We start from the raw sequence: 24,666 nt of genomic DNA, 5'->3' as shown, positions 1-24,666 counted from the left end.
GTTGGCGTGATGACTGAATTCATCCTGATTCTGATCAGCACCATCCTGGTCAACAATTTCGTGCTGGTGCAGTTTCTCGGCCTGTGCCCGTTCATGGGGGTATCCGGCAAGCTGGAGACCGCCATCGGCATGTCCATGGCCACCACCTTCGTGCTGACCCTGGCGTCGATCCTCAGTTACCTGACCTATCAGTACATCCTGCTGCCCTTCGACCTGGAGTTTCTGCGCACTATTTCCTTCATTCTGGTGATCGCGGTGGTAGTGCAGTTCACCGAGATGGTGGTGCACAAGACCAGTCCGTTGCTGTATCGCATGCTGGGCATCTTCCTGCCGCTGATCACCACCAACTGCGCGGTGCTCGGGGTGGCGCTGCTGATCACCAACCGCGCCGAACAGACTTTTCTCAGCGCCGCTACCTACGGTTTCGGTGCCGCACTGGGCTTCTCCATGGTGCTGATCCTGTTCGCCGGGCTGCGTGAGCGCATCGCCATCGCTGACGTGCCTACGCCCTTCCGTGGCGCAGCGATCGGCATGATCACCGCTGGCCTGATGTCCCTGGCGTTCATGGGTTTCACCGGACTGATCAGGATCTGAGCATGTCGATCATCCTCACTGCGGTGCTCACCCTGCTGGTTCTGGCGCTGATCTTCGGTGCCGTGCTGGGCTACGCCGCGGTGCGCTTTCGTGTCGAGGGTGATCCCATCGTCGAGCAGATCAACGCGCTGCTACCGCAGACCCAATGCGGCCAGTGCGGCCATCCCGGCTGCAAGCCCTACGCCGAAGCCATCGCCAATGGCGCGCCGATCAACAAGTGCCCGCCCGGTGGCGAAACCACCATCCAGGCGCTGGCTGACCTGCTGGACGTGGAGCCACTGCCGCTGGATGGTGAACATGGCGAGGAAAAGCCCCCCATGGTGGCCTATATCCGCGAGGCAGAATGCATCGGTTGCACCAAGTGCATCCAGGCCTGCCCGGTGGATGCCATTCTCGGCGCAGCCAGGCAGATGCATACCGTCATCGTTTCGGAATGCACCGGTTGCGACCTGTGTCTGGAGCCTTGCCCGGTAGACTGCATCGACATGCTGCCGCTGCCCGTTACCACCCAGAACTGGCGCTGGGACCTTCCCCGGCCCGTGACCGGATCTGCCCGGGGAGGTGCCGCCTGATGACCGCGCAACCTCGTATCTGGGATATTCCCGGCGGCATCCACCCACCGCAGAACAAGGCACAATCCACCGCCCGCGGGCTGGAGCAGCCGCCCCTGCCGGAACGCTTGATCCTGCCGCTGCTGCAGCATATCGGCAACCGTGCCGAGCCGCTGGTAAAGCCCGGTGATCAGGTACTCAAGGGGCAAGTGATCGCCACCGCCAGCGGCCTGTTCAGTTGCCCCGTGCATGCGCCCACCTCCGGCACCGTCAGTGCCCTTGGCCCGGCGCCCTATCCCCACGCCTCGGGACTGGCAGAACCCGCCATTATCATCGACAGCGATGGCGAAGATCGCTGGATCGAGGCACAACCTGTGGCCGACTACCGCAGCCTCGAGCCACTCGCATTGCTGGATCGCATTCGTGACGCAGGCATCAGTGGCCTGGGCGGCGCCGGCTTCCCCACTGCCCCCAAGTTGGCCGCCCGCCCTGATCACCGGATAGACACGCTGATCATCAACGGCGCCGAGTGCGAGCCCTACATCACCTCTGACGACATGACCATGCGCCATCGCGCGCCGCAGATCGTCGCCGGTATCGAAGTGCTCATGCATATCCTCCAGCCGACGCAGGTGCTGATCGGTATCGAGGACAACAAGCCCGAAGCCATTGCCGCCATGCGCGCTGCGGCCGAGCAGCACCCCATGCAGGTGGTGGTGATCCCGACCAAGTACCCCTCCGGTGGCGAGAAGCAGCTGATCCAGATTCTCACCGGCAAGGAAGTGCCCAGCGGCGGCCTGCCGGCGGATATCGGCCTGCTCTGCCACAACATAGGTACCGCGCTGGCGGTGCATGATGCGGTGCTGCTCGGCAGGCCGATGATCAGCCGCATCACCACCCTGACCGGAGCAGCGCTGACGCGGCCGACCAATGTCGAGGCGCTGATCGGCACTCCGATACAGGACCTGCTGAGCTTTGCCGGCCTGCGCCCCGAACAGCTGTATCGACTGGTGATGGGCGGCCCGATGATGGGTTTCACCCTGCCCGACAGCGCGGCGCCGATCATCAAGACCAGCAACTGCCTGCTGGCCGCCACCCATGACGAGCTGCCACCGCCACCACCGGCCCTGCCGTGCATCCGTTGCGGCCTGTGTGCCGAGGCCTGCCCCGCCGAACTGTTGCCGCAGCAACTGCACTGGTTCGCCCTGGGCAAGGATCATGAGCAGTTGCAACGACACAACCTGTTCGATTGCATCGAGTGCGGCGCCTGCGCCTATGTCTGCCCCAGCAGTATCCCGCTGGTGCAGTACTTCCGCGCCGGCAAGGCGGAGATTCGTGCCATCGAACAGCAGCACAGCCGCGCCGAACAGTCGCGGCTGCGCTTCGAACATCGGCAGCAGCGCCTGCAGCGCGAAGCCGAGCAGCGCGAACGGGAGCGCCAGGCCCGTGCCGAAAAGGCCGCCCGCGCCAAGGCTGCCCGCGAGGCCCAGGCAAGCAGGCAGCAGACCGAGGCCAGTCCGGCAGCCGCGCCGGATCTGGCACGCATCCAGTCGCGCAAGGCCAGCACCCTGAGTCCTGAGCAGAAACAACTGAAGGTCGCCGCCGCCACCGCCCGCATGGCCTTGCAGAGAGCCCAGAAGCAATTGGCCGCCAACCCCGACAATACCGACCTGCAGGCGCAGATTCCGGGGCTGGAGCAGGCCTTCGCCGAGGCGCAGCAGGCATTCGAGCAGGCGACCGCCCAGGAGGCCCCTTGATGGCAGTACGCCCACCCAGCTCACCCCACACGCTGGGCAACAACCGCACCCGCAATATCATGCTGCAGGTGTTGGCGGCCACCGTGCCCGGGATTGTATTGATGACCTGGTTCTTCGGTTGGGGCACCCTGATCAACATTCTGTTGGCCGGCAGCTTCGCCATTGCCATCGAAGCCGCCATTCTGCGCCTGCGCCAACGCCCGGTAAGCTTCTATCTCAACGATGGCAGCGCCCTGGTCACTGCCTGGCTGCTGGCCCTGGCGCTGCCGCCCTACTCGCCCTGGTGGCTGGTGCTGGTTGCCAGCGGCTTCGCCATGGTCTTCGGCAAGCACCTGTATGGCGGCCTGGGTCAGAACCCGTTCAACCCGGCAATGCTCGGTTATGCCGTGGTGCTGGTGTCCTTCCCGGTGGAGATGACCAGTTGGCCGGTATGGCGCGGTATCGAGCAATTGCAGCCGGCGCTGACACCGACCCTGGGGCTGCTCGACGGCCTGCAACGGGTGTTCGCCCCCGGCAGTCTGCCCGCCGACGGCTGGGCCAGCGCCACCGCACTGGACCTGCTGAAGAACAACACGGCGCTGACCATGGATGAACTGCGCACGGCCCAGCCCGCCTTCGGCAGCATGGCCGGTCGCGCCTGGGAGTGGGTCGCGCTGGCCTGGCTGGCCGGCGGCCTGTTCCTGCTGTACAAGCGCGTCTACAGCTGGCACGCACCGGTGGGCATGCTCGCCGCCCTGGCAGTCATGAGTCTGCTGTTCTGGAATGGCAGCGGCTCGGCGTCCAACGGGTCACCGCTGCTGCATCTGCTGGGCGGTGCGACCATGCTCGGCGCCTTCTTCATCGTCACCGACCCGGTCACCTGTGCCACCAGCCCGCGCGGGCGCCTGGTATTCGGTGCCGGCGTCGGCATCCTGGTGTATGTCATCCGTGTGTGGGGCAACTACCCGGACGCGGTGGCCTTCGCCGTGCTGCTGATGAACCTGTGCGCGCCGACCATCGACTACTACACCACACCGCGCACCTATGGGCACAGCAAGGCCAGGCGTGGCCTGGGCAAGGTGGACAAACCATGAGCACGCCCCTGACACCCAGCCGCTCGATACTGCGCAACAGTGTGATCCTCGGCCTGTTCGCCATCTTCACCGTAGGCCTGATCGCCTTCATCCAGCAGGCCACCAGCGAGCGTATCGCCGCCGAGCAGCAGCGCATGCAGATGCGCGCATTGAATGAGATCCTGCCCGAAAGCGAGCATGATAACGACCTGCTGCAGGATACCTTCAGCATCGACGACCGCCAGTATCTGCAACTGCCGGCAGCGGCCACGGGCTGGCGCGCGTGGCGCGACGGCAAGGTCACCGCGGTCATCCTGCCAGTGGTGACCCAGGACGGCTATAGCGGACGTATCGACCTGCTGGTGGGTATCCGGGCCAACGGTGAGCTGGCCGGGGTACGCGTGGTCAACCACCGGGAGACCCCCGGCCTGGGCGACAAGCTCGAAGTCGGCAAGGGCACCTGGATCTTCAGTTTCGACGGCAAGAGCCTGAGCATCCCCACACCCGAACGCTGGGCGGTACGCAAGGACGGTGGCGATTTCGACCAGTTCACCGGCGCCACCATTACCCCGCGCGCCGTGGTACAGGCGGTCCACCGGGCGCTGCGGTACTTCGAGGAGCATCGCGCGCCCCTGCTGCAACCGACTGAACAGGAACGCAACGATGGCTGACAAGAGATTCTCCGAACTCGCCGCCGACGGCCTGTGGCACAACAACCCCGGCCTGGTGCAGCTGCTCGGCCTGTGCCCGCTGCTCGGCGTCAGCAGCAGCACGGTCAACGCCCTGGGTCTCGGCCTGGCGACCATTCTGGTGCTGGTTGCCTCCAACCTTGCCGTGTCGCTGATTCGCAACGCGGTGACCGAGGCCGTGCGGCTGCCGGCCTTCGTCATGATCATCGCCGCGGTCACCACCTGCATCGAGCTGTTGATGCAGGCCTATACCTATGAACTGTTCCTGATCCTCGGCATCTTCATTCCACTGATCGTCACCAACTGCATCATCCTCGGCCGCGCCGATGCCTTCGCCGCGAAGAACCCGGTCCTGCCCGCGCTGGTGGACGGCTTCATGATGGGCCTGGGCTTCGCCCTGGTGCTGCTGGTGCTCGGCATGCTGCGCGAACTGGTCGGCCAGGGCACCCTGTTTGCCGACATGCACCTGTTGCTCGGCCCGGTTGCCGCCGACTGGACCTGGGTGGTATTCGCCAATTACAAGGAGGTGCTGTTCGTCATCCTGCCGCCCGGCGCCTTCGTGTTCATGGGCCTGCTGATCGCCCTGAAGAACGTTATCGACACTCACATCAAGGCCCGCATGGCGGCACGCGACAGCGCCCCCGTCGCGACCGGCAGCAAGCGGGTCCGCGTTACCGGAACCATCGACTGACAATGAACAAAGAAAAACGTTATGAAATCTTCCGTCGGCTGCGCGAGGACAACCCGCACCCGACCACCGAACTGAATTTCAACTCCCCCTTCGAGCTGCTGATCGCGGTGATCCTCTCGGCCCAGTCCACGGATGTCGGGGTCAACAAGGCGACCGACAGACTGTTCCCGGTGGCCAACACCCCCGAAGCGATATATGCCCTGGGGGTCGAGGGGCTGTCGGAGTACATCAAGACCATCGGCCTGTTCAACAGCAAGGCCAGGAACGTCATCGAAACCTGCCGCCTGCTGATCGAACTGCATGGCAGCCAGGTGCCGGATGACCGCGCTGCGCTCGAAGCGCTGCCCGGCGTCGGTCGCAAGACCGCCAACGTGGTGCTCAATACCGCCTTTGGCCATCCGGTGATGGCGGTGGACACCCATATTTTCCGGGTCAGCAACCGCACCGGCATCGCACCGGGCAAGAATGTGCTGGAAGTGGAGAAGAAACTGATGCGCCACGTACCCCGGGAATTCCTGGTGGATGCGCATCACTGGCTGATCCTCCACGGTCGTTATGTATGCAAGGCGCGAACCCCGCAATGCGGCAGTTGCCGGATCGAAGACCTGTGTGAATATCGACACAAGACATCGGATTGATATCACCGACAAAACCTGACCCATCCATAAAAAAATTCTATTTCCGCTTCCCCTCGACTCCCGCTATAAGGTGCGCAAATGGCAACCTTCAATAGTGGAGTGGAGTTATGGCCAAAGCGAAAACCGATATTGAACTGGATGAAGACGATTTTGTTGTGGACGACGAAGACAGCCCCGAGACCGAGGTGCTGAACAGCAAGTCCAACCTGACCAGACGTCGGCAGATTGACGACTACCTGGAAGAACGCCGGCTGCAGAAGCAGTTGTCCGACTATGATTTCGATCTCTGATTGAAAGCGCCGATCAGCTCGATTGGCAAAGACTTTTTCACCTCTGCGCATGGCGCACCTAAGATAGCAACAAACGGGAATGAATCCCATTATTGTTACCGAGGTGCGCCATGACCAAGACCTTCACTTTTGCAGTAATGCATTTCAGCATCGCCTTTGGCGTGGTGTACGCCATGACCGGCAGTCTCCTGCTCGGCGGTGCCGTTGCGCTGGTTGAGCCGGCACTCAATACTGTCGCGTTCTACTTCCACGAGAAGGTCTGGAAGCGCCTGGAGCAGCGCCGCAGCCAACAGGCAGGCTTCAACCTGCCGCCGATATTCCGTGCCTGAGTGCCGGGGGAATGCGCGCCCCTGTAAGGAACTATCCACATCATTTCGGGTATAGTTCATGAAGCCAACCGGAAGAGCCCATGAACCGATACCTGCACTACCTCTATGTCAGCCTGCTCGCACTGGCAGGCAGTCTCGCCCACGCGGATGATTCCAGCTATCCGGTAACCAACCCGTTCCTGGCGACCATTGTCGGCACACCGCCGCAACTGGCCGCCCCGGTTCCCCCGGAAACCGAGGTGCGGCAGACTGACCTGGCGGTCACGGTGCTCCCCGAACGCCATCTGCCGCCGGCGCTGTCACGCTACCATGACCTGCATTACCGGCTGGCCTGGCACAATGAGCCCGCGCCGCTGATCTTTCTCATCGCCGGCACCGGCTCCGGCTACAGCAGTCCGCGGCTGGACTACCTCAAGCGCGTATTCTGGCAAGCCGGCATGCATGTCATCATACTGTCTTCACCAACCAACCATGACTTTATCGCCGCCGCCTCGCGCAGCGGGCTGCCCGGCCTGGGCTTGAGCGACGCCCGCGATCTGCACACCGCCATGTCCATGGCGGTCGAGCATGCCCGCGACAAGAAGAATCTGCAGATCACCGAGTATCGCCTCGCCGGCTTCAGTCTCGGCGCATTGAATGCCGCTTTCGTCGCCCATCTGGACCAGAGCCTGCGGCAGTTCAACTTCACCCGCACCCTGCTGCTCAACCCGCCAGTCGACCTGTACGCCTCGATCCGGCGCCTGGATGCGCTGGCCCGTACCCAGCTCGACGGGGTCAGCAGCGGTGACAGTTTCTATGAGCATATCTTCCAGAAACTGGCACGCTATTTCGCTGAAAGCGGAGGCACCGACATCGAAGGTGGTCTGTTCTATGGCATCCAGAGCTCCGACAGTGCCCTGACCGATGCCGAAATGGCCATGCTGATCGGCGCGGTATTCCGCTTTGCCGCGGCCGACCTGAACTTCATGGCCGACCTGGTCACCGAAGGAGGACGCTATGCGCCGGCCGGCGAAAAATTGAAGGTCAGCACCTCGCTGACCCCCTACCTGCGCCGCGCGCTGTTCTGTGACTTCAGCTGCTATCTGGAAACCCAGCTGTGGCCGGTATGGAATAACGCCAATGACGGCAAGAGTATCGACGACATGGCCTGGGATACCAGCCTGTACAGCATCGCTGGCTTCCTGCGGGACAACCCGAATATCGCTGCGCTGACCAACGCCGATGACTTCATCCTCACCGCGGACAACTATCGCTTCATCACCGAGACCTTCGGCGAACGCGCCCTGCTCTACCCCCACGGAGGCCATGGCGGCAACCTGCAGCACCGGGACGTGGTCGCGACCATGCTGCACTTCATGGAGGGCGACGTCCAATGACCAAGCTGCCGATGACCCGCCTGCTGGCCGGCTGCGTTCTGCTGACCAGCATCGCAGCGCAGGGTGCCGAGGGCATCCCCGAATACCATGACCCGCTGGCCGACCTGACGATCGATACCGAAGGCAGCAATTACCAGTTCGAGCGCTCCAGCCTCGAAGCGCTCAAGGTGCATGACCCGATTGAAGGCTTCAACCGACGCGTGTACCGCTTCAATGGCCAGTTCGATGACTATGTCTACCTGCCAGTAGTCAACGCCTACGAAACGGTTACCCCGCGCTTCGTGCGCAGGGGGGTATCGAATGTGTTCGCCAACCTGGCCGATGTACCGAACCTGGCCAACAGCCTGGCCCAGGGCAAGTTCCAGAAAGGCGGACGCACCACCGCGCGATTGCTGTTCAACAGCACCCTCGGCGTGCTCGGTCTGTTCGATGTGGCCAAGGCCATGGGCCTGCCCCAGGAGTCCGAGGACTTCGGCCAGACGCTGGGCTTCTACGGCGTGCCGACCGGCCCCTACCTGGTATTACCGCTGCTCGGGCCATCGACCCTGCGCGACGCCACGGGCAAGGCGGTGGACTGGTCGATCGAGGATGCTGCGGCATTTCTCGACAACCGCCACTATATGAACGACAACCCCTGGGCCTACGGCTTGTATGCGATCAACCTGCGCTATATCAACGGCTTCCGCTACGGCTCACTGGACAGTCCGTTCGAGTATGACCAGATCCGTTATCTGTACATCAAGCTGCGGGAGTTGCAGATTCAGCAGTGACGGTTATCCCCCTCTCCCACGAGGGGAGAGGGGGAGCGAAGCAACGCTTCGCCCAGCCCAACCATCACACTCGAAAGATGATGTGCTCTTCCCAGTCCTCGTTCGCCACACTGTCTTCGGCGAGCATGCGCCCGGCCTGGGAAATACGCAGCTCGTGCACCGCCTTGGGGTCGCCGCACACCAGATGGTGCCAGGGCGGCAGGTCCTCGCCCTCGGCCACCAGGCGATAGGCGCAGGTCGGCGGCAGCCAGGCAAACTCCCCGGCCATGGTCGGGGTCAGCTGCACGCAGTCCGGCACATGCTTGCGCCGATTCTCGTAGTCGCTGCAACGACAGGTATCCAGATCCAGCAGTTTGCAGGCCACCCGCGTGTAGTAGATGGCAGTGGCATCATCCTCATCTTCCAGTTTCTGCAGGCAGCACAACCCGCAGCCATCGCACAGTGACTCCCACTCCTGGCGGTCCATCTGCTCCAGGGTCTTGCGTTTCCAGAATGCGCTGACGATCTGTGCCATATCAACCTTCCTCGCCAGCGGCATCACCCAGCCAGTCGAGCAACTGACCGAGATTGAATGGCCAGTCCAGCTCCGCGCCGGTATCTTCACGGCGCAGCACCGGGATGCGCAGTTGGTAGCGCTCGAGCAATTCAGGATCCTCGACGATATCCACCTGCCGCACCAGGATGCCGTTGCCTTGCAGTGGCTGGGTCAACATCAGGCACTCTTCGCACAGATGGCAGGCGGTAGTGCCGAACAGGGTCATGGTCAGTGAAGCGGTCATGCGAATTCCGAAGTGGACGGGACAATCGCCATTCTACCCCGGAACCCGCGCCGGCTGAATCCTGACACACCCTTGGCAGCCCGACGGCGTTGCCACATACTCGGGTGATCTGATCGGAGGACATCATGGATTGGGAAACACTGCTATGCCGCGAGCGACTCGGCAAACCTGTCGCCAGCACCGAGGAGTTGGGACGCACACCCTTTCACAAGGATCATGACCGTGTCATCTTTTCCGGCGCCTTCCGCCGGCTGGGCAAGAAGACCCAGGTGCATCCGGTGTCCAGCAATGACCATATCCATACCCGCCTGACCCACAGCCTGGAAGTCGGCTGCGTCGGCCGCTCGCTGGGCATGCGCGTCGGCGAGATGCTGCGCGGCGTGCTGCCAGCCTGGTGCGAACCGGCTGATCTCGGCGTGATCGTACAGGCAGCGTGTCTGGCCCATGATATCGGCAACCCGCCCTATGGTCATTCCGGCGAGGATGCGATCCGCCACTGGTTCCACAAGGCAGCCGGTGCCGGCTGGCTCGATCGGTTGAGCGAAGCCCAGCGCCAGGACTTTCTCAATTTCGAAGGCAACGCCCAGGGCTTTCGGGTACTGACCGAGCTGGAGTACCATCAGTTCGACGGCGGCATGCGCCTGACCTATGCCACCCTGGGTGCCTATCTGAAGTATCCCTGGACCGCCCAGCATGCCGACAGCATCGGCTACAAGAAGCACAAGTTCGGCTGCTACCAGGCCGAATACCCATTGCTGCTGCAGATCACCGACAAGCTCGGCCTGCCTCAGCAGAGCGAGCAGTGCTGGGCTCGCAGCCCCCTGGTGTACCTGGTCGAGGCAGCGGACGATATCTGCTACGCGCTGATCGATCTGGAAGACGGCATGGAGATGGAGCTGCTCAGCTATAGCGAGGTGGAGCGTCTGTTGCTGGATCTGGTCGGCGATGACCTGCCGGAGACCTACCGCCAGTTGGGGCCACGGGACTCCACCCGGCGCAAGCTGGCGATCCTGCGCGGCAAGGCCATCGAACATCTGGTCAATGCCGCCGCCGAAGCCTTTATCGCCCAGCAATCCGCGCTGCTCGCCGGCACCCTGCCAGGGGACCTGGTCAGCCATATGCCGCATGCGGCGCAGCGCTGCGTACTGGAAGCCAAGGGCATCGCCCGGGAACGCATCTTTCAGGACAAGCGCAAGACACTGCATGAGATCGGCGCCTACAGCACCCTGGAAACCTTGCTGGAAGCCTTCTGCGGCGCAGTCAACGAGCAGCAGGCCGGGCAGAATCTGAGCTTCAAGCACCGACGCATCCTTGATCTGCTGGGCAACAATGCCCCGCGTGAGGATTGGGATCTGTACTCGAGCTATATGCGGGTGATCGACTTCATCGCCGGGATGACCGACCTGTATGCGGCGGATATGGCCGCGCAGATTCGGGGCATTCATCCGACCAGGTGATGATTTCCCGGACTCGAAGCGTAGCGCAGGGCGCCCATCCCCGGTTGGCGAGCCGCCGCTCGCCGACCATCCGGCAGCGACGGCATGGCCACAGGCGTAGCGCAGGCGCGCTACACCCCGCTATCAATCCCCGCGACTGGGCGACAGCAACTCGATCTTGTAGCCATCCGGGTCTTCGACGAAGGCCAGGATGCTGGAACCGTGCATCATCGGCCCGGCTTCACGCACCACCTTGCCGCCGCTGGCCTTGATCTGCTCGCAGGCCTTGTACACGTCGTTGACCTCGATGGCGATATGGCCGTAGCCATTGCCCAGGTCATAGCTGGGCGTGTCCCAGTTGTGGGTCAGTTCCAGCACCGAGTTTTCCGCCTCGTTGCCATAACCGACGAAAGCCAGGGTAAAACGCCCGTCCGGATAGTCCTTGCGGCGCAGCAGGGTCATGCCCAGCACGTCGGTATAGAAAGCGATGGACTTGTCCAGATCACCCACACGCAACATCGTATGCAGAAGACGCATATAAACCCTCCTCAGGTAAATCACAGGATGAATTTGGAATTATCAATGCCGGGCCCTACCCGTCATTGCGAGCGAAGCGCGGCAATCCATGGTGTGCCGGGCACAATTGGTCATGGATTACCGCGTTGCTCTTCGTGGCGCGGCTACCTCTAAGAGTAGCCGAGCAATCAGATCAGCTTGCGGCCCTTGTTGGCAGCAATGCGCAGACGCAGGGCGTTGAGCTTGATGAAGCCTGCCGCATCGGCCTGGTCATAGGCGCCAGCGTCGTCTTCGAAGGTGGCGATGTTGGCATCGAACAGCGAGTCATCGGACTTGCGACCGACCACGATCACGTTGCCCTTGTACAGTTTCAGACGCACCACACCATTCACGTTCAGCTGGGAAGCGTCGATCATCTCCTGCAGCATCACACGCTCCGGGCTCCACCAGAAGCCGTTGTAGATCAGCTCGGCGTACTTGGGCATCAGGCTGTCTTTCAAGTGGGCGACTTCACGGTCCAGGGTGATGGACTCGATGGCACGGTGGCCCTTGAGCATGATGGTACCGCCGGGGGTTTCGTAGCAGCCGCGGGACTTCATGCCGACAAAACGGTTCTCGACGATGTCGGTACGGCCGATACCGTTCTCGCCACCGACCTTGTTCAGGTACGCCAGCACGTCGGCAGGGCTCATGTCCTTGCCGTCGATGGCGACGATATCGCCCTTGCGGTAGCTCAGCTCGATATAGGTGGCCACGTCCGGTGCCGCTTCCGGCGACTTGGTCCAGCGCCACATGTCCTCTTCGTGCTCGGCCCAGGTATCTTCCAGCACGCCGCCTTCATAGGAGATATGCAGCAGGTTGGCGTCCATGGAGTACGGCGACTTCTTCTTGCCATGGCGCTCGATCGGAATGTCGTGCTTGGCGGCATAATCCATCAGTTTCTCGCGGGACAGCAGATCCCATTCACGCCAGGGAGCGATGACCTTGACGCCCGGCTTGAGCGCATAGGCGCCCAGCTCGAAACGCACCTGATCGTTACCCTTGCCGGTCGCACCGTGGGAGATGGCGTCAGCGCCGGTCTCGTTGGCGATCTCGATCAGACGCTTGGCGATCAGCGGACGGGCGATGGAGGTACCGAGCAGGTACTCGCCTTCGTAGACGGTATTGGCACGGAACATGGGGAACACGAAATCACGGACAAACTCTTCGCGCAGATCATCGATGTAGATTTCCTTCACGCCCATGGCCTGAGCCTTGGCACGTGCCGGTTCAACCTCTTCGCCCTGCCCCAGGTCCGCAGTGAAGGTGACCACCTCGCAGCCGTAGGTGTCTTCCAGCCACTTGAGGATTACCGAGGTATCCAGACCGCCGGAATAGGCCAGGACGACTTTTTTCACATCAGTCATTACGCGCTCCCTTGATGAATGTTACCGGCGCAGCGAAAGGCACCAGCCAAAGGCGCCATTCTACCGCTCGGGGGCGAGTAATTACAGGGGCCGGCAGAGAAACTCTGGGGTCCTGCCGGCTGTCAGTCTTTTTCCAGACGAAGGGTGACCCGGCGGTTCTTGGCTCGACCGGCAGCCGTGTTGTTCGCTGCCACCGGATAGCGCTCACCATGGAAGCGCGTGGAGAACAGCGCCTCGTCCACGCCGCGCTCGCTCAGGTAGGCCTGCACCGACAACACCCGCTGGCGGGACAGTTCGCGGTTGCTCAGCCGGTCGCCAACACTGTCCGAATGCCCGTCCAGCTGGATACGGGTGATATCCGGGTCAGCTTCGAGATAGGCCAGCGCCACATCGAGCATCCGCCGCGCCTCGGCATCCAGCTCCGAGCCGCCATTGGGAAAGCCGATGGCGGTGCGGGATACCTGGTCGATATTCATCGGCAACAAACCGCTGGCGCAGGCCTGGAACTCGTCCCAGGCCTGCCGGTAGCCCACCGCGGACACCACCACGGTCACCTGCCCCGCATCGCTGATACTGCTGCGTTGAATGGTCGGATGCAGCCCCGCCGCCAGCCCCGCGAGCATCTGCCCCGCCTGCTGGTATGGTAGCCGGAGCACTGTCGGGCCATCCCCTATGGTGCCCTGCCCCAGCACCTGCGCGCTGGAACCGGGGCGCCATGGCGGCGCATCATTGAACAGCTGCGCCGGCCCCGGCCGCATCAGATTGCTCCAGGCGGACAGCTCGAACACCGGCCGCTCACCCGCCCGGCGCACGAACATCGCCTCGCCGTAACCCTCGACCCGCTGGCTCAAGCGACACTCGAACTGATCGCCAGCCACTGTCCACTGCACATTCTCCATGCGTGTCTGGAATGTCAGGGCCTGGGCCGGCAAGGCGAAGCCCAGCAACAGAGCTAGGGGCAGGCGTGGCAAAAGGAGGATCTCCCGAATCGACGATTACAGGAGATTGCATCGGCGGCTGAAGGGGAAACTTTAGCCGTGGAAGCGATCCGCTGCAAAGGGCGCCATATCGATTGCCGGCACCGCGCCATCCACCATCTGTGCCAACAGCTCGCCGGTCGCCGGCCCCAGGGTGAACCCCTGATGGCCATGCCCAAAGGCCAGCCACAGCCCCGGCTTGCCCGGCGCCGGACCAATGACCGGTTTCATGTCCGGCATGCAGGGGCGCGCGCCCTTCCAGGGCTCGGCTTCGCGCCGCTTGCCCAACGGGAACAGTTTGCGCGCAGCCCGCTCGGCTGCCGCCAGTTGTTTGTACTGGGGCGGCGCATTCAGATCGGCCAGCTCAGCGCCAGTCGTCAAGCGAATCCCCGCACGCATCGGCTCAAGCAGAAAACCCTTCTCGGCATCCATCACCCAGTGGTTGAGCGTCGCTCCCTGCTCCGCCGAATAGTGCATGTGATAACCGCGTTTGACGAACAGCGGCACCTTGATACCGAGACGTGACAGCATCTCGCTCGACCAGGGGCCCATGGCGATCACCACCTGCTCCGCCTCAAGCACCCCGGTGCTGGTCACCACACGCCAGCCGCGGTCCTCCTGGACAACCTCCTCGACGCTGGCCTGTACCAGGCGGCCACCCTGCTGCTCGAAGCTGCGCGCATAGGCCTGCACCAGAGCACCCGGATCCGTCACCATCCACGGCTGGGTCCAGTGAATGGCACCCACCAGCCCCTGCGCCAGGTGTGGCTCCGTGGCGTAGAGCCCTTCGGCGTCAAGTACTTCATATTCCACGCCGAAGCGACCACGGTCCTCATGCGCTTCCGCAAGCCGCTCATCAAGGGCTTTCTGCCTCCGGTACAGCTCCAGCCAGCCGCCCTTGCGGATCAGCTCCTGGGCGCCGGCTGCCTCGATCATCGGCCCGTGCGCATCCTGGCAGCGCACGATCAGCGACGCCCACTCCCGGGTAATACGCTGGTAACGCTCCCCGCCGGAATTGAGCCAATACTGCAGCAATGGGCCGGCCGCATTCAGCATGCCGGCTGGTCGATAGCGGATATCCACTTCCCGGTTGGGCAGCACGCGCAGCAAGGTACCGACATCACGGGGGAAGGCGTAGGGGCGCACCGCCTCACGCTGGATGATGCCCGCGTTGCCGAACGAGGTCTCGCGTCCCGGCTCGCGGCGATCCACCAGCGTCACGGCATGGCCACGACGCGCCAGATGCCAGGCCACGGAAACGCCGACCATACCGGCACCAAGAACGATGATACTACGCGACATGAATGTCTCCCTGCAGTGACCAAGGGGCCCTGAAATGGGCTGTCATGGCCCAGAGTCTAGCAAGGGTTTGGCTGAGATATCCGCAGCGCAGCAGCACTCAGGTGGATTCACCATATTTGCTCATTCAGCGGGATTTTCTACTGAAAAGAAGGAGCGAAACAGGGGGAAGTAAAGCCATCGCACCGCGCGGCAAAAGCCAGCCGCGATCAACTGCTCCCGGTGTGGCCGTCGAGCAACTTGATGATCTCGCCCTTGGCAAAGCCAATGAGTTCATCCAGTTGGTGCCCGCGCGAGGCCAGGCGATCCCCGCCAAGCCCGAGATAAGCCTGACGGGCTTCCAGCAACACCGGCTGAAGCTCGCCGGGCACACGCGCCAGCGCCCAGGTGGCCGCCACATCCTTCGGCACTATCCTTGCGGTTGCAGCGCTGTACCAGATTCGCGCGAGGGTAAGCAGCACATTGCGTTCATCACCCGCCCAGTCTGTCGGTGCGTTCCACTGTTTCAAAATGTCGGCCAGCGCCATACGGAAGTGGCCTGGCGGGACCGGATCGAACAGCTGCTCCGCCGCCGGGCCTGCCAGGGCAAGACTGCATTGTCTGGCTTGCGTCAGCAGGATCGCCAGATCGGCATCCACGACAGCGGGCTCGACGAGACCCGCCAGGATATCGCTGCGCAGCCACTCTCCGAACTGCAATTCCCGCCGGGCCGGATAGCGCCAGGGCAGGATGTCATCGGAGACAAGGACCGTGACCTCCAGAGCGCGAAGTTCCTCGCTTTGGCCCGGGGGTGCTGACACCTGTAGCAGATCGCGTAACAGGGCTTGCCGCACTTGGTCATCGAGCGGTGCCGCCACGGTGACCAGCAGGTCCACATCGCTGTATGGCTTCAGCCCGCCATCCAGCACCGAGCCGTACAGATGCACCGCCACCAATGTCGGTGCCAGATGCCGCTTGATGACCTCGCACGCCAGCGACACTTGCGCCGAGATGTCGGCGGGGATCAGCTCACTCATGGGCTGGATACCTGGCTCCAGGCTTCTACTCCCAGGAACTGACCTTGCACATGAGTCCGCGTCTGCCCGGCGACCCACGTCTGCCCTTGCGCATCCCGACGCACATAGATACGCCCGCTACGTCCGAGGCGGCCTCCTTGAGCGGCAATATAGGCGTTCCTGGCGTCACCCGTGTTGAACAGCCAATCGCCGACGGCAGCATTCAAGCTGCCGGTGACCGGATCCTCGATAATCGTCCCCAGGCTATCGGAAAAGAATGCCCGCAGCTCGAATGCAACATCGCTGCCTGCGGGATGCGGACCGACAACGCCAATATCGACCTGCCTGGGCCAACTACGCAACGGGTTGAGGGACAGCACCTTGTCAGCGGAGGCGAACTTGATCCCCAGCCAGCCGGGACCGTTATCCAGCCAGGCAGCATCGATCACATCGTGCGCCTCGATGCCGAGCACCTCTCGCGCCTCGGCCAGCTCCTGTGCAGATGGCGCGCCCGAACGGAGCAAAGGCGGAGCAGCAAAGGCCAATCGTCCCTGCTCGCGCCGAATGGCGATCAGCCCGGCCGCACACTCCTGGATGATTTCACTCCCATCCTTCGGCTTTCCACCGGCAGCGAGCCAGGCGTGACATGTCCCCAAGGTAGGGTGCCCGGCAAAGGGAATCTCGCCGCTTAGAGTGAAAATCCTCACCCGGTAATCCGCCTCCGGCCTGGTTGGCGGCAACAGGAAAGTGGTTTCCGAGAGATTGAACCAATGCGTTATGCGCATCATCTGTTCCGGCTCGAGATCATTCGCCTGCGCGATCACCGCAACCGGGTTGCCCGACACCGGGCCATCGCCGAACACATCGACCATCTGGAAAACGGCTGTCATGAAAATACTCCCGGCAAGGCCCTCATGGTGTTTCACTTATTGTCGCTCTGGTCTGGCGTCAAACTCTACCAAACAGGCGGCGCTTTTGCTGTTCTCTTGCCGTTGGCCAGCGCATCCAGCGTGTAAACCCCCGCCTTTTCCGGTAGCATTGCGACATTAGCAATAGCCTGGAATTCATCCCATGACCGATCGCATTACCCTGATCCGGCCTGACGACTGGCATATCCACCTGCGCGACGGTGAAGCGTTGCAACATACCGTGCCGGATGCCGCTCGCAACTTCTCCCGCGCCATCATCATGCCGAATCTGGTGCCACCGGTGCGTGATGGGCAGCAGGCAGAGGGTTACAAGTCGCGGATTCTCGCTGCACGGCCGCAGGGTAGCGTGTTCGAGCCGTTGATGGTGCTGTATCTGACCGATCAGACCTCGCCTGAGGTGATCCGTCAGGCCTGGACCCAGGGTCAGGCGATTGCCGCCAAGCTGTATCCGGCCGGTGCCACAACCAACTCCGACTCGGGTGTTACTGCGCTGGAAAAAATCTATCCGGCGCTGGAGACGATGGCCGAGGTGGGAATGCCACTGCTGGTGCATGGTGAGGTAACCCATGCCGAGGTGGACATCTTCGACCGGGAAAAGGCTTTTATCGATCAGCAGTTGGTGGCCTTGACCGAGCGTTTCACCACCTTGAAGGTGGTGTTCGAGCACATTACTACCGCCGATGCGGTGGATTTCGTGCGCAGCGCCTCGGATCGCATCGGTGCGACCATCACTGCCCATCACCTGCTGTACAACCGCAACCACATGCTGGTGGGCGGTATCCGCCCGCACTTCTACTGCCTGCCGATCCTCAAGCGCCAGCGTCACCAGCAGGCGCTGGGCGATGCCGTGGTGTCCGGCTCCAGCAAGTTCTTCCTGGGTACCGATTCGGCGCCGCATGCACGTCACGCCAAGGAAGCCGCTTGCGGCTGCGCCGGTTGCTACACTGCCCATGCGGCCATCGAGCTGTATGCCGAAGCCTTCGAGGAGCTTGGCGTTCTGGACAAGCTGGAAGGCTTCGCCAGCCTGCACGGGCCGGACTTCTATGGTCTGCCGCGCAATACCGATACCATCACCCTGGTGCGCGAACCATGGGCCGTGCCCGACACCTTTCAGTTCGGCGAGCAGCAGTTGGTACCGCTGCGTGCGGGCGAAACCATCCAATGGCGGGTCGTCTGATCCCCTCTCGAATAAGGACGCTGTGTGAGCGAGTTTGACTACGATAACGACGCGATGGATGAAGCGCCCCAGTCAGGCGGCCCCAAGCCGCCGATGGCCTATCGGTTCCGTGGCTTCCTGCCGGTGGTGGTGGATGTGGAGACCGGTGGTTTCAACTCGGCGACCGATGCCCTGCTGGAGATTGCCGCCACGCCGATCCTGATGGACGACGATGGGCAGGTGTATCCCGACCAGACGCATTTCTTCCGAGTCGAGCCCTTCGAAGGCGCGAACATCGAGCCGGCGGCGCTGGAGTTCACCGGTATCAAACTGGATCATCCGCTGCGCATGGCCGTCAGCGAGAGCCATGCACTGACCGAGATCTTCAAGCACGTACGCAAGGCGGTGAAGTCTGCCGGCTGCAAGCGCGCCGTGCTGGTCGGGCACAATGCCTTCTTCGACCTCGGTTTTCTCAATGCAGCGGTCGAACGCAGCGAGATCAAGCGCAACCCCTTCCATCCCTTCTCCTGCTTCGATACCGCTACCCTGGGCGGTCTAGCCTATGGGCAGACGGTGCTGGCCAAGGCCTGTGCCGCCGCCGATATCGAGTTCGATGGACGTGAAGCCCACTCCGCGCGCTATGACACGGAGAAGACCGCGGAGCTGTTCTGCAGCATCGTCAACCGTTGGCGTGACATGGGTGGCTGGCCCCCCGTCTGACCCTCTGCGCAGAGCCGGGCAGAAACTTTTGTCACGCTCGGCTACACTTACTCCGGTAGGCCTGCGGTGAAGCAGGCCGATGCAACAACCGGAGGCCCTGCGGCGTGCCGGTGCAAACAAGAACAAGGAGTACCTGCATGCGCGTCAAAGCACTCTCGTACATTTTCTCTGCAGCACTGGGTTACGCTTGCCTCACCGCCACGCCGGCGCTTGCCCAGCAGAACTTCATCACCATCGGCACCGGAGGACAGACCGGGGTCTACTATGTCGTCGGCCAGTCCATGTGCCGCCTGGTCAATCGCAACACCAATGATCATGGCATTCGCTGCAATGCGCCTTCCAGCGGTGGTTCGGTGGCCAACGTCAATGCCATCCGCAGTGGTGAGATGGACATGGGAGTGGTGCAGTCCGACATCCAGTACAAAGCCTATGAGGGTACCGAGAATTTTGCCAATGCCGGCGAGTTCAAGGAGATGCGTGCCATGTTCGCACTGCACGGCGAGCCGCTGACCATCGTTGCCCGGCGCGATGCGAAAATCCAACATGTCAAGGATCTCAAGGGTAAGCGCTTCAACATCGGCAACCCCGGCTCCGGTCAACGCGACACCATGGATGTAGTCATGGATGCGCTGGGCTGGACCATCAAGGACTTTGCCCTGGCCTCCCAACTGTCCGCAGCGGAACAGGCCGCCGCGCTCGGGGATAACAATATCGATGCCATGGTCTACGTAGCCGGCCATCCGAACGGCTCGATCCAGGAAGCCACAACGACGGTAGATTCGGTCATCGTGGCGGTCAATGGTCAGGAGATCGATGGCATCATCGCCGAGCAACCCTACTACGCCAAGGCCATCATCCCCGGCGGCATGTACCGCGGCAATGATCAGGACATCGAAACCTTTGGCGTGCGCGCGACCATGGTGACCTCCGTCAACGTGCCGGAAGAGACCGTATACCAGACGGTCAAGGCGGTGTTTGACAACTTCGACCGCTTCAAGCGATTGCACCCCGCCTTCGCCAACCTGGATGAGCAGGAGATGATCAAGGAGGGGTTGTCGATCCCACTGCATGATGGTGCTGTACGCTATTACCAGGAGCGCGGCTGGATGTAACGAGCCTCCATCCCGGGCGGCCGTTCTAGCCGCCCGGTGCTTCATTCGCACCGCATAAGGACCTGTCCATGAGCGAACCTGCCAAACATGACGACCTGGTGACCGAACTCGAGGACCTTGTCGCCACCAGCGACACTGGCGCGCGTAAACCCCATGGACTGACCGGAAAGCTGCTACTGAGCGTGGCCGCCTTGTGGTCACTATTCCAGCTCTGGATCGCCTCACCGTTGCCCTATATGCTCGGCTTCGGCGTTTTCAACAGTACCGAAGCACGCTCCATTCACTTGGCGCTGGCAGTATTTCTTGGCTTCATGGCTTTCCCCGCATTTCGCCGCTCGCCCCGCGAATACGTACCATTGATGGATTGGTTGATGGCCCTGGTGGCCGCCTTCTGCGCCGCCTATATCTATATTTTCTACGCTGCCCTGGCGGCACGCCCGGGTAACCCCACCAGCATGGATGTCGCTGTCGCCCTGGTGGGCCTTGCATTGCTGCTCGAAGCGACCCGCCGCGCGCTCGGCCCGCCGCTGATGATAGTCGCGCTGGTCTTCATCGTTTACTCCCTGGCCGGCCCCTACATGCCGGATATGCTTTCCCACCGTGGTGTCAGCTTCGTGTCACTGGCCAACCATCAGTGGCTGACCACCCAGGGGGTGTTCGGCATAGCAGTGGGTGTATCGACCAGCTTCGTGTTCCTGTTTGTGCTCTTTGGCTCCTTGCTGGACAAGGCAGGGGCCGGTAACTATTTCATCAAGCTGGCCTTTTCCCTGCTAGGCCACTACCGTGGCGGGCCGGCCAAGGCCGCTGTAGCCGCCTCTGGCATGACCGGACTGATCTCAGGCTCCTCTATCGCCAATACCGTCACCACCGGTACTTTCACCATCCCGATGATGAAGCGTGTTGGATATACTGCTGAGCAGGCTGGCGCAGTCGAAGTATCGGCATCGGTCAATGGACAGATCATGCCCCCGGTCATGGGGGCTGCTGCCTTCCTGATGGTCGAGTATGTAGGTATTCCCTATACCGAGATCATCAAGCATGCCTTTCTGCCGGCGGTCATTTCCTATATCGCATTGTTCTATATCGTCCACCTGGCAGCGCTGAAGGCCGGCATGCAGGGACTGCAGAGCAGCAACCCCGACCGCCCGCTGCTGCGCAAACTGTTTGGCTTCCTGACGGGTCTGATACTGATCATGGGGCTGTCCGTTGCTGTGTATTACGGATTAGGCTGGCTCAAACCCCTGCTCGGCGAGCATGCCGGCTGGGTCATTGCCCTTGGCCTTGGCATCAGCTACATCGCCTTACTGCGCGTCGGCGCCCACTATCCTGACCTCGAGCTTGACGACCCTGATTCGCCAGTAGTGATTCTGCCTCAAACCAGGCCCACCCTCATGACCGGCTTGCATTACATCCTGCCGGTGGTCGTGCTGGTCTGGTGTCTGATGGTCGAGCGGCTGTCCCCCGGTCTGTCCGCCTTCTGGGCCACAGTATTCATGATCGTTATCATGCTGACCCAGCATCCGCTGACGGCGCTGTTTCGCAAGGAACGGAATATCACCGGCACGATCCGGCGTGGTGTGGATGATCTATGGCAGGGGCTGGTCGCTGGGGCACGCAATATGATCGGTATAGGTATCGCCACGGCGACCGCCGGCATTATTGTGGGCGCCGTCTCGCAAACCGGCGTGGGACTGGTACTGGCCGACCTGGTAGAAGCACTCTCGATGGGCAACCTGCTGTTGATGCTGGCACTCACGGCAGTGCTCAGCCTGATCCTCGGCATGGGCTTGCCGACGACGGCAAACTATATCGTGGTATCGGCATTGCTCGCCCCGGTTATCGTCACCCTGGGTCAGCAGAACGGCCTGATCGTACCCTTGATCGCCGTACACATGTTCGTCTTCTATTTCGGCATCATGGCCGACGTCACGCCACCGGTGGGGCTCGCATCCTTTGCCGCCGCAGCAATCTCTGGTGGCGACCCGATCCGTACCGGATTCCAGGCGTTCTATTACAGCCTACGCACCGCAGCGCTGCCGTTTCTGTTCATTTTCAATACCGACCTGTTGCTGATCAATGTGAGCTTCGTGTACGGGGTGGTGATCTTCATCATCGCAACAATCGCCATGCTGATCTTCGCTGCCGCCACCCAGGGCTGGATGCTCACTCGCAGCCGCTGGTACGAGAGCCTGCTCCTGCTGCTGGTGGCCTTCACCCTATTCCGCCCCGGCTTCTGGATGGACCTGCTGCATGACCCCTATCAGCCTATCCCGCCGGCACAGATCGCCCAGGCACTCGACCGGACGGAGCCCGACAGCCACCTGCGCATGCAGATAAGCGGTCTGGATGACCTTGGCAGCCCCAGAACCTTTCATCTGCTGGTGCCAGTACCCGACGGAGCGACTGGCGAACAGAAACTGGACAGGCTCGGCCTGACGCTGATGCAGGAAGATGAGCGAACCCTGGTCGATATGGTGACCTACGGCAGCCTGGCATCGGAGTTGGGGTTCGATTTCGACCAGGAGATCATCGAAGTGCTGGCCCCGGTCGACCGCCGCCGCAAGGAATGGATGTGGATACCCGCGCTGATGGTATTCGCGCTGGTGGCCGGCCTGCAGTGGCGCCGCCGGCAGGTAGCGCCATTGACCTCCCGCTGACGAGGAGTGCATACATGTACAAGACGATCCTGCTACCGATTGACCTGAACCACAAGGCGTCCTGGGCCAAATCCCTGCCCTGTGCCATTCAGCTGTGCCAGACCTATGGCGCATCGCTGCACCTGCTCAGCATCATCCCCACCATCGGCATGCCGATGGTGGAAGGATTCCTCCCCAGGGAGTTCGCCGCCACGGCGAAGAAAAACCTGAAGGCAGCACTACGCGAGTTCGCCGCCAAGCAGGTGCCAGCCGACATGAAGGTGCAATTGATCGTCGCCGATGGCAAGGCTTATGCGGGCATCCTGCGCATCGCGGAGAAGATCGATGCCGACCTGATCGTCATGTCCACCCATAAACGCAAGCGCATCGAGGACTACCTGGTCGGCACCAATGCCATGCGCGTGTTGCAACAGTCGAAGGTGTCGGTGCTGGTGGTTCGCTGATGTTCAGCCGCGCCGCCTCGGTGGCACATGTATTGGCTTGAGATGGCGGGTTATGCCGGCGCCCCCTCTCCCCCGCAAGGGGCGAGGGGTGACTCGCGTATGGGATAGTGTGTTCAGCCTACAAGTAATGAGTAGATTCGCAGTTGTCGGTTTGAAAGGCGATGCTCTACAGGCCGATCGTTACCGCAGACAGCATCGGCAGGAATGATCCCTCGTCTTCCAAGAGCCCGTGAATAGCACGTTTTGCATTTGCAGGTCATGACAGGATAAGCACGGCATCGCAGGCGCGAGTCACCCCTCGCCCCTTGCGGGAGAGGGGCCGGGGGAGAGGGGGCAGCCGCCCACACCGAGAAATCCGCTTAACCCGCTCATCAAGCCAGTCCCACTCCCCCATTCCCGGCAGCCACAATATGCCCCACCTCAGCTGCCCGGGAGAGTACCATCCCCCACTAAATGAACGTTGTCATTGACGATAGCCGCCTGACAGTAGAGCTGATGGATGGCCGATTGATCGACGTGCCGTTGGCATGGTATCCGCGCCTGGCCAATGCGACCCCGGAGCAGCGTAACCATTGGGAGCTAGCCGGGGCCGGATACGGCATACACTGGCCGGATATCGATGAGGCTCTTAGCACCGAGGGCCTACTACTGGGACGCAAAGCCCCCTCTTTGCAGCGCAACTGAGTCACGCGGAAAATGGGAGGTGGCAGCGGAAATGTACCGGAGTGTAGCGCGCCTTCGCTACGCCAGCGACTCTGCCGGCTACTCCTCCTGTCGTCGAGCAGGCGCTCGACAACCCAGCCCTAGGCTCTGCCTCGCGGCTTATGTTCACCCGAACCGATCTGCGGAAAAGACACCGGGGTGTAGCGCCCCTGCGCTACGCCAGCAACTGTATTTGTGGCGTAGACTGACCGCTGGTCAGATTTCTCGTCAGGACAACGATGCACGGGGTCGAGCCATGCTCACCCTCCAAGACCTCATTCCCATGCTCTGTGTCCCGGTCGATCCGGAGGATTACGAGCTGCTTATCCAGGCCGATGTCGGCGATGCCGATGCTCAGAACGACCTGGCACAACTGTTTCTTGATGCCGATAGGCCCGATATTGCGTTGCACTGGCTGCAGTTGGCGGTGGACCAGGAGCATCCCGATGCGATTCATAATCTCGCAACGCTGCATATCAAGGGGATTGGCGTGCCGAAGGACGAGACCAAAGGGTTGATGTGGCTGGCCAAGGCGGCTACCTGTGGGCATGCCGTTGCGGCACAGCAGGTAGCGGCCCTGCATTCGCGGCAGAAGACTGAGTGAGTTGGGGCAGCCTTCCCCCTCTCCCCCAGCCCCTCTCCCGCAAGGGGCGAGGGGTGACTCGCGCCGGAGATACCGTGTATATCCTGCACGAATCAGCAGTGAATGATATTTTTCAGTTGCTGGCTCCCACCATGGAGGTTCGAGCCTCATCTTGACGGAGTACTGATGGATGTTCCGTTGCTTTACAGGATAAGCACG

Annotated in this window: 27 protein-coding genes; 19 read left to right on the top strand and 8 right to left on the bottom strand. The window is 62.0% G+C overall.

Translation table 11 applies throughout. The features are described 5' to 3' along the window. The first annotated feature begins 9 nt into the window (after positions 1 to 9). The 11 genes from rsxA (at position 10) to CQ007_RS07955 (ending at position 8,737) form a co-directional block, all read left to right on the top strand. Positions 10 to 594 carry an electron transport complex subunit RsxA gene (rsxA, locus tag CQ007_RS08005; RefSeq protein WP_105644899.1) on the top strand — a complete coding sequence of 195 codons (585 nt, stop codon included), beginning with the start codon at positions 10 to 12 and terminating at the stop codon, positions 592 to 594. A gap of 2 nt (positions 595 to 596) precedes the next feature. After that, positions 597 to 1,166, top strand: coding sequence for an electron transport complex subunit RsxB (gene rsxB / locus CQ007_RS08000; protein ID WP_105644897.1), 570 nt, complete (start codon positions 597 to 599; stop codon positions 1,164 to 1,166). Then, a complete protein-coding gene (gene rsxC / locus CQ007_RS07995) occupies positions 1,166 to 2,902 on the top strand; it encodes an electron transport complex subunit RsxC (RefSeq protein WP_105644895.1) in 1,737 nt (578 codons plus the stop codon). The genes rsxB and rsxC overlap by 1 nt, the downstream gene beginning before the upstream one ends. Next, positions 2,902 to 3,975: an electron transport complex subunit RsxD gene (gene rsxD, locus CQ007_RS07990; RefSeq protein WP_105644893.1), complete on the top strand. Its 1,074-nt coding sequence runs from the start codon at positions 2,902 to 2,904 to the stop codon at positions 3,973 to 3,975. Before rsxC ends, rsxD begins: the two co-directional genes overlap by 1 nt. Further along, positions 3,972 to 4,625 carry an electron transport complex subunit RsxG gene (gene rsxG / locus CQ007_RS07985; RefSeq protein ID WP_105644891.1) on the top strand — a complete coding sequence of 218 codons (654 nt, stop codon included), beginning with the start codon at positions 3,972 to 3,974 and terminating at the stop codon, positions 4,623 to 4,625. Before rsxD ends, rsxG begins: the two co-directional genes overlap by 4 nt. Next, on the top strand, positions 4,618 to 5,334 hold the full coding sequence (locus tag CQ007_RS07980; RefSeq protein ID WP_105644889.1) for an electron transport complex subunit E: 717 nt from the start codon (positions 4,618 to 4,620) through the stop codon (positions 5,332 to 5,334). Before rsxG ends, CQ007_RS07980 begins: the two co-directional genes overlap by 8 nt. 2 nt (positions 5,335 to 5,336) lie before the next feature. Then, positions 5,337 to 5,972 carry an endonuclease III gene (nth, locus tag CQ007_RS07975; protein WP_105644887.1) on the top strand — a complete coding sequence of 212 codons (636 nt, stop codon included), beginning with the start codon at positions 5,337 to 5,339 and terminating at the stop codon, positions 5,970 to 5,972. Between the two features lie 107 nt (positions 5,973 to 6,079). Continuing rightward, entirely contained in the window at positions 6,080 to 6,262 is a 183-nt protein-coding gene (locus CQ007_RS07970) for a PA3496 family putative envelope integrity protein (protein WP_105644885.1), read from the top strand. 110 nt (positions 6,263 to 6,372) lie between these two features. Further along, positions 6,373 to 6,591, top strand: a complete 219-nt coding sequence (locus CQ007_RS07965; RefSeq protein ID WP_105644883.1) for a DUF2061 domain-containing protein — start codon at positions 6,373 to 6,375, stop codon at positions 6,589 to 6,591. An 80-nt stretch (positions 6,592 to 6,671) separates the two neighbouring features. Further along, the gene (locus tag CQ007_RS07960) at positions 6,672 to 7,967 is read left to right on the top strand and encodes a serine/threonine protein kinase (protein ID WP_105644880.1); all 1,296 of its coding nucleotides are present in this window, start codon (positions 6,672 to 6,674) and stop codon (positions 7,965 to 7,967) included. Then, complete coding sequence (locus CQ007_RS07955; RefSeq protein ID WP_256582236.1) at positions 7,964 to 8,737, top strand: VacJ family lipoprotein; 774 nt, start codon at positions 7,964 to 7,966, stop codon at positions 8,735 to 8,737. Before CQ007_RS07960 ends, CQ007_RS07955 begins: the two co-directional genes overlap by 4 nt. 64 nt (positions 8,738 to 8,801) lie before the next feature. Here CQ007_RS07955 and CQ007_RS07950 read toward each other — a convergent pair whose 3' ends face one another. Both CQ007_RS07950 and CQ007_RS07945 read right to left on the bottom strand, forming a co-directional pair. Continuing rightward, entirely contained in the window at positions 8,802 to 9,251 is a 450-nt protein-coding gene (locus CQ007_RS07950) for a YcgN family cysteine cluster protein (protein ID WP_256582235.1), read from the bottom strand. A 1-nt stretch (position 9,252) separates the two neighbouring features. Further along, positions 9,253 to 9,516: a glutaredoxin family protein gene (locus CQ007_RS07945; RefSeq protein ID WP_256582234.1), complete on the bottom strand. Its 264-nt coding sequence runs from the start codon at positions 9,514 to 9,516 to the stop codon at positions 9,253 to 9,255. A gap of 125 nt (positions 9,517 to 9,641) precedes the next feature. Here CQ007_RS07945 and CQ007_RS07940 point away from each other — a divergent pair, with 125 nt between their 5' ends. Next, the gene (locus tag CQ007_RS07940; RefSeq protein ID WP_105644876.1) at positions 9,642 to 10,973 is read left to right on the top strand and encodes a deoxyguanosinetriphosphate triphosphohydrolase; all 1,332 of its coding nucleotides are present in this window, start codon (positions 9,642 to 9,644) and stop codon (positions 10,971 to 10,973) included. Between the two features lie 123 nt (positions 10,974 to 11,096). Here CQ007_RS07940 and gloA read toward each other — a convergent pair whose 3' ends face one another. The 6 genes from gloA to CQ007_RS07910 all read right to left on the bottom strand — a co-directional run bounded on the left by gloA (position 11,097) and on the right by CQ007_RS07910 (position 17,035). After that, positions 11,097 to 11,489, bottom strand: coding sequence for a lactoylglutathione lyase (gloA, locus tag CQ007_RS07935; protein ID WP_105644874.1), 393 nt, complete (start codon positions 11,487 to 11,489; stop codon positions 11,097 to 11,099). 167 nt (positions 11,490 to 11,656) lie between these two features. Beyond that, the gene (locus tag CQ007_RS07930; protein WP_105644872.1) at positions 11,657 to 12,874 is read right to left on the bottom strand and encodes an argininosuccinate synthase; all 1,218 of its coding nucleotides are present in this window, start codon (positions 12,872 to 12,874) and stop codon (positions 11,657 to 11,659) included. A gap of 122 nt (positions 12,875 to 12,996) precedes the next feature. Then, entirely contained in the window at positions 12,997 to 13,845 is an 849-nt protein-coding gene (locus tag CQ007_RS07925; RefSeq protein WP_146114551.1) for an OmpA family protein, read from the bottom strand. 60 nt (positions 13,846 to 13,905) lie between these two features. Next, the gene (locus tag CQ007_RS07920) at positions 13,906 to 15,153 is read right to left on the bottom strand and encodes an FAD-binding oxidoreductase (RefSeq protein ID WP_105644868.1); all 1,248 of its coding nucleotides are present in this window, start codon (positions 15,151 to 15,153) and stop codon (positions 13,906 to 13,908) included. 206 nt (positions 15,154 to 15,359) lie between these two features. Further along, positions 15,360 to 16,166, bottom strand: a complete 807-nt coding sequence (locus tag CQ007_RS07915; protein ID WP_105644867.1) for an AadA family aminoglycoside 3''-O-nucleotidyltransferase — start codon at positions 16,164 to 16,166, stop codon at positions 15,360 to 15,362. Beyond that, positions 16,163 to 17,035 (bottom strand): PhzF family phenazine biosynthesis protein, encoded by an 873-nt coding sequence (locus CQ007_RS07910; protein ID WP_177424314.1) that lies wholly within the window; start codon positions 17,033 to 17,035, stop codon positions 16,163 to 16,165. Before CQ007_RS07910 ends, CQ007_RS07915 begins: the two co-directional genes overlap by 4 nt. A 181-nt stretch (positions 17,036 to 17,216) precedes the next feature. Between CQ007_RS07910 and pyrC the strand changes: the two genes are divergently transcribed. From pyrC to CQ007_RS18920, 7 genes are all read left to right on the top strand, one after another. After that, positions 17,217 to 18,251: a dihydroorotase gene (pyrC, locus tag CQ007_RS07905; RefSeq protein ID WP_105644865.1), complete on the top strand. Its 1,035-nt coding sequence runs from the start codon at positions 17,217 to 17,219 to the stop codon at positions 18,249 to 18,251. Between the two features lie 54 nt (positions 18,252 to 18,305). Continuing rightward, a complete protein-coding gene (rnt, locus tag CQ007_RS07900) occupies positions 18,306 to 18,950 on the top strand; it encodes a ribonuclease T (RefSeq protein ID WP_105645260.1) in 645 nt (214 codons plus the stop codon). Positions 18,951 to 19,087: 137 nt separating this feature from the next. Beyond that, positions 19,088 to 20,062, top strand: a complete 975-nt coding sequence (locus CQ007_RS07895; RefSeq protein ID WP_105644863.1) for a TAXI family TRAP transporter solute-binding subunit — start codon at positions 19,088 to 19,090, stop codon at positions 20,060 to 20,062. A 68-nt stretch (positions 20,063 to 20,130) separates the two neighbouring features. Next, the gene (locus CQ007_RS07890; RefSeq protein ID WP_105644861.1) at positions 20,131 to 22,719 is read left to right on the top strand and encodes a TRAP transporter permease; all 2,589 of its coding nucleotides are present in this window, start codon (positions 20,131 to 20,133) and stop codon (positions 22,717 to 22,719) included. A gap of 14 nt (positions 22,720 to 22,733) precedes the next feature. Continuing rightward, the gene (locus tag CQ007_RS07885) at positions 22,734 to 23,162 is read left to right on the top strand and encodes a universal stress protein (protein WP_158256739.1); all 429 of its coding nucleotides are present in this window, start codon (positions 22,734 to 22,736) and stop codon (positions 23,160 to 23,162) included. 453 nt (positions 23,163 to 23,615) lie between these two features. Beyond that, positions 23,616 to 23,846, top strand: a complete 231-nt coding sequence (locus CQ007_RS07880; protein ID WP_105644857.1) for a DUF2442 domain-containing protein — start codon at positions 23,616 to 23,618, stop codon at positions 23,844 to 23,846. 274 nt (positions 23,847 to 24,120) lie between these two features. After that, complete coding sequence (locus tag CQ007_RS18920; protein ID WP_158256738.1) at positions 24,121 to 24,468, top strand: tetratricopeptide repeat protein; 348 nt, start codon at positions 24,121 to 24,123, stop codon at positions 24,466 to 24,468. The last annotated feature ends 198 nt before the right edge of the window (positions 24,469 to 24,666 follow it).

The organism is Pseudomonas sp. MYb185 (assembly GCF_002979975.1).
In the GTDB taxonomy this organism is placed as follows: domain Bacteria; phylum Pseudomonadota; class Gammaproteobacteria; order Pseudomonadales; family Pseudomonadaceae; genus Halopseudomonas.
Note: the sequence above shows the minus strand (reverse complement) of the source record. Positions and strands in the feature narration are given on the sequence as shown.

Coding starts and splice junctions, on each gene's coding strand:
- rsxA (WP_105644899.1), top strand. CDS start 10: ATGACTGAATTCATCCTGATTCTGATCAGCACCATCCTGGTCAACAAT.
- rsxB (WP_105644897.1), top strand. CDS start 597: ATGTCGATCATCCTCACTGCGGTGCTCACCCTGCTGGTTCTGGCGCTG.
- rsxC (WP_105644895.1), top strand. CDS start 1,166: ATGACCGCGCAACCTCGTATCTGGGATATTCCCGGCGGCATCCACCCA.
- rsxD (WP_105644893.1), top strand. CDS start 2,902: ATGGCAGTACGCCCACCCAGCTCACCCCACACGCTGGGCAACAACCGC.
- rsxG (WP_105644891.1), top strand. CDS start 3,972: ATGAGCACGCCCCTGACACCCAGCCGCTCGATACTGCGCAACAGTGTG.
- CQ007_RS07980 (WP_105644889.1), top strand. CDS start 4,618: ATGGCTGACAAGAGATTCTCCGAACTCGCCGCCGACGGCCTGTGGCAC.
- nth (WP_105644887.1), top strand. CDS start 5,337: ATGAACAAAGAAAAACGTTATGAAATCTTCCGTCGGCTGCGCGAGGAC.
- CQ007_RS07970 (WP_105644885.1), top strand. CDS start 6,080: ATGGCCAAAGCGAAAACCGATATTGAACTGGATGAAGACGATTTTGTT.
- CQ007_RS07965 (WP_105644883.1), top strand. CDS start 6,373: ATGACCAAGACCTTCACTTTTGCAGTAATGCATTTCAGCATCGCCTTT.
- CQ007_RS07960 (WP_105644880.1), top strand. CDS start 6,672: ATGAACCGATACCTGCACTACCTCTATGTCAGCCTGCTCGCACTGGCA.
- CQ007_RS07955 (WP_256582236.1), top strand. CDS start 7,964: ATGACCAAGCTGCCGATGACCCGCCTGCTGGCCGGCTGCGTTCTGCTG.
- CQ007_RS07950 (WP_256582235.1), bottom strand. CDS start 9,251: ATGGCACAGATCGTCAGCGCATTCTGGAAACGCAAGACCCTGGAGCAG.
- CQ007_RS07945 (WP_256582234.1), bottom strand. CDS start 9,516: ATGACCGCTTCACTGACCATGACCCTGTTCGGCACTACCGCCTGCCAT.
- CQ007_RS07940 (WP_105644876.1), top strand. CDS start 9,642: ATGGATTGGGAAACACTGCTATGCCGCGAGCGACTCGGCAAACCTGTC.
- gloA (WP_105644874.1), bottom strand. CDS start 11,489: ATGCGTCTTCTGCATACGATGTTGCGTGTGGGTGATCTGGACAAGTCC.
- CQ007_RS07930 (WP_105644872.1), bottom strand. CDS start 12,874: ATGACTGATGTGAAAAAAGTCGTCCTGGCCTATTCCGGCGGTCTGGAT.
- CQ007_RS07920 (WP_105644868.1), bottom strand. CDS start 15,153: ATGTCGCGTAGTATCATCGTTCTTGGTGCCGGTATGGTCGGCGTTTCC.
- CQ007_RS07915 (WP_105644867.1), bottom strand. CDS start 16,166: ATGAGTGAGCTGATCCCCGCCGACATCTCGGCGCAAGTGTCGCTGGCG.
- CQ007_RS07910 (WP_177424314.1), bottom strand. CDS start 17,035: ATGACAGCCGTTTTCCAGATGGTCGATGTGTTCGGCGATGGCCCGGTG.
- pyrC (WP_105644865.1), top strand. CDS start 17,217: ATGACCGATCGCATTACCCTGATCCGGCCTGACGACTGGCATATCCAC.
- rnt (WP_105645260.1), top strand. CDS start 18,306: ATGGATGAAGCGCCCCAGTCAGGCGGCCCCAAGCCGCCGATGGCCTAT.
- CQ007_RS07895 (WP_105644863.1), top strand. CDS start 19,088: ATGCGCGTCAAAGCACTCTCGTACATTTTCTCTGCAGCACTGGGTTAC.
- CQ007_RS07890 (WP_105644861.1), top strand. CDS start 20,131: ATGAGCGAACCTGCCAAACATGACGACCTGGTGACCGAACTCGAGGAC.
- CQ007_RS07885 (WP_158256739.1), top strand. CDS start 22,734: ATGTACAAGACGATCCTGCTACCGATTGACCTGAACCACAAGGCGTCC.
- CQ007_RS07880 (WP_105644857.1), top strand. CDS start 23,616: ATGAACGTTGTCATTGACGATAGCCGCCTGACAGTAGAGCTGATGGAT.
- CQ007_RS18920 (WP_158256738.1), top strand. CDS start 24,121: ATGCTCACCCTCCAAGACCTCATTCCCATGCTCTGTGTCCCGGTCGAT.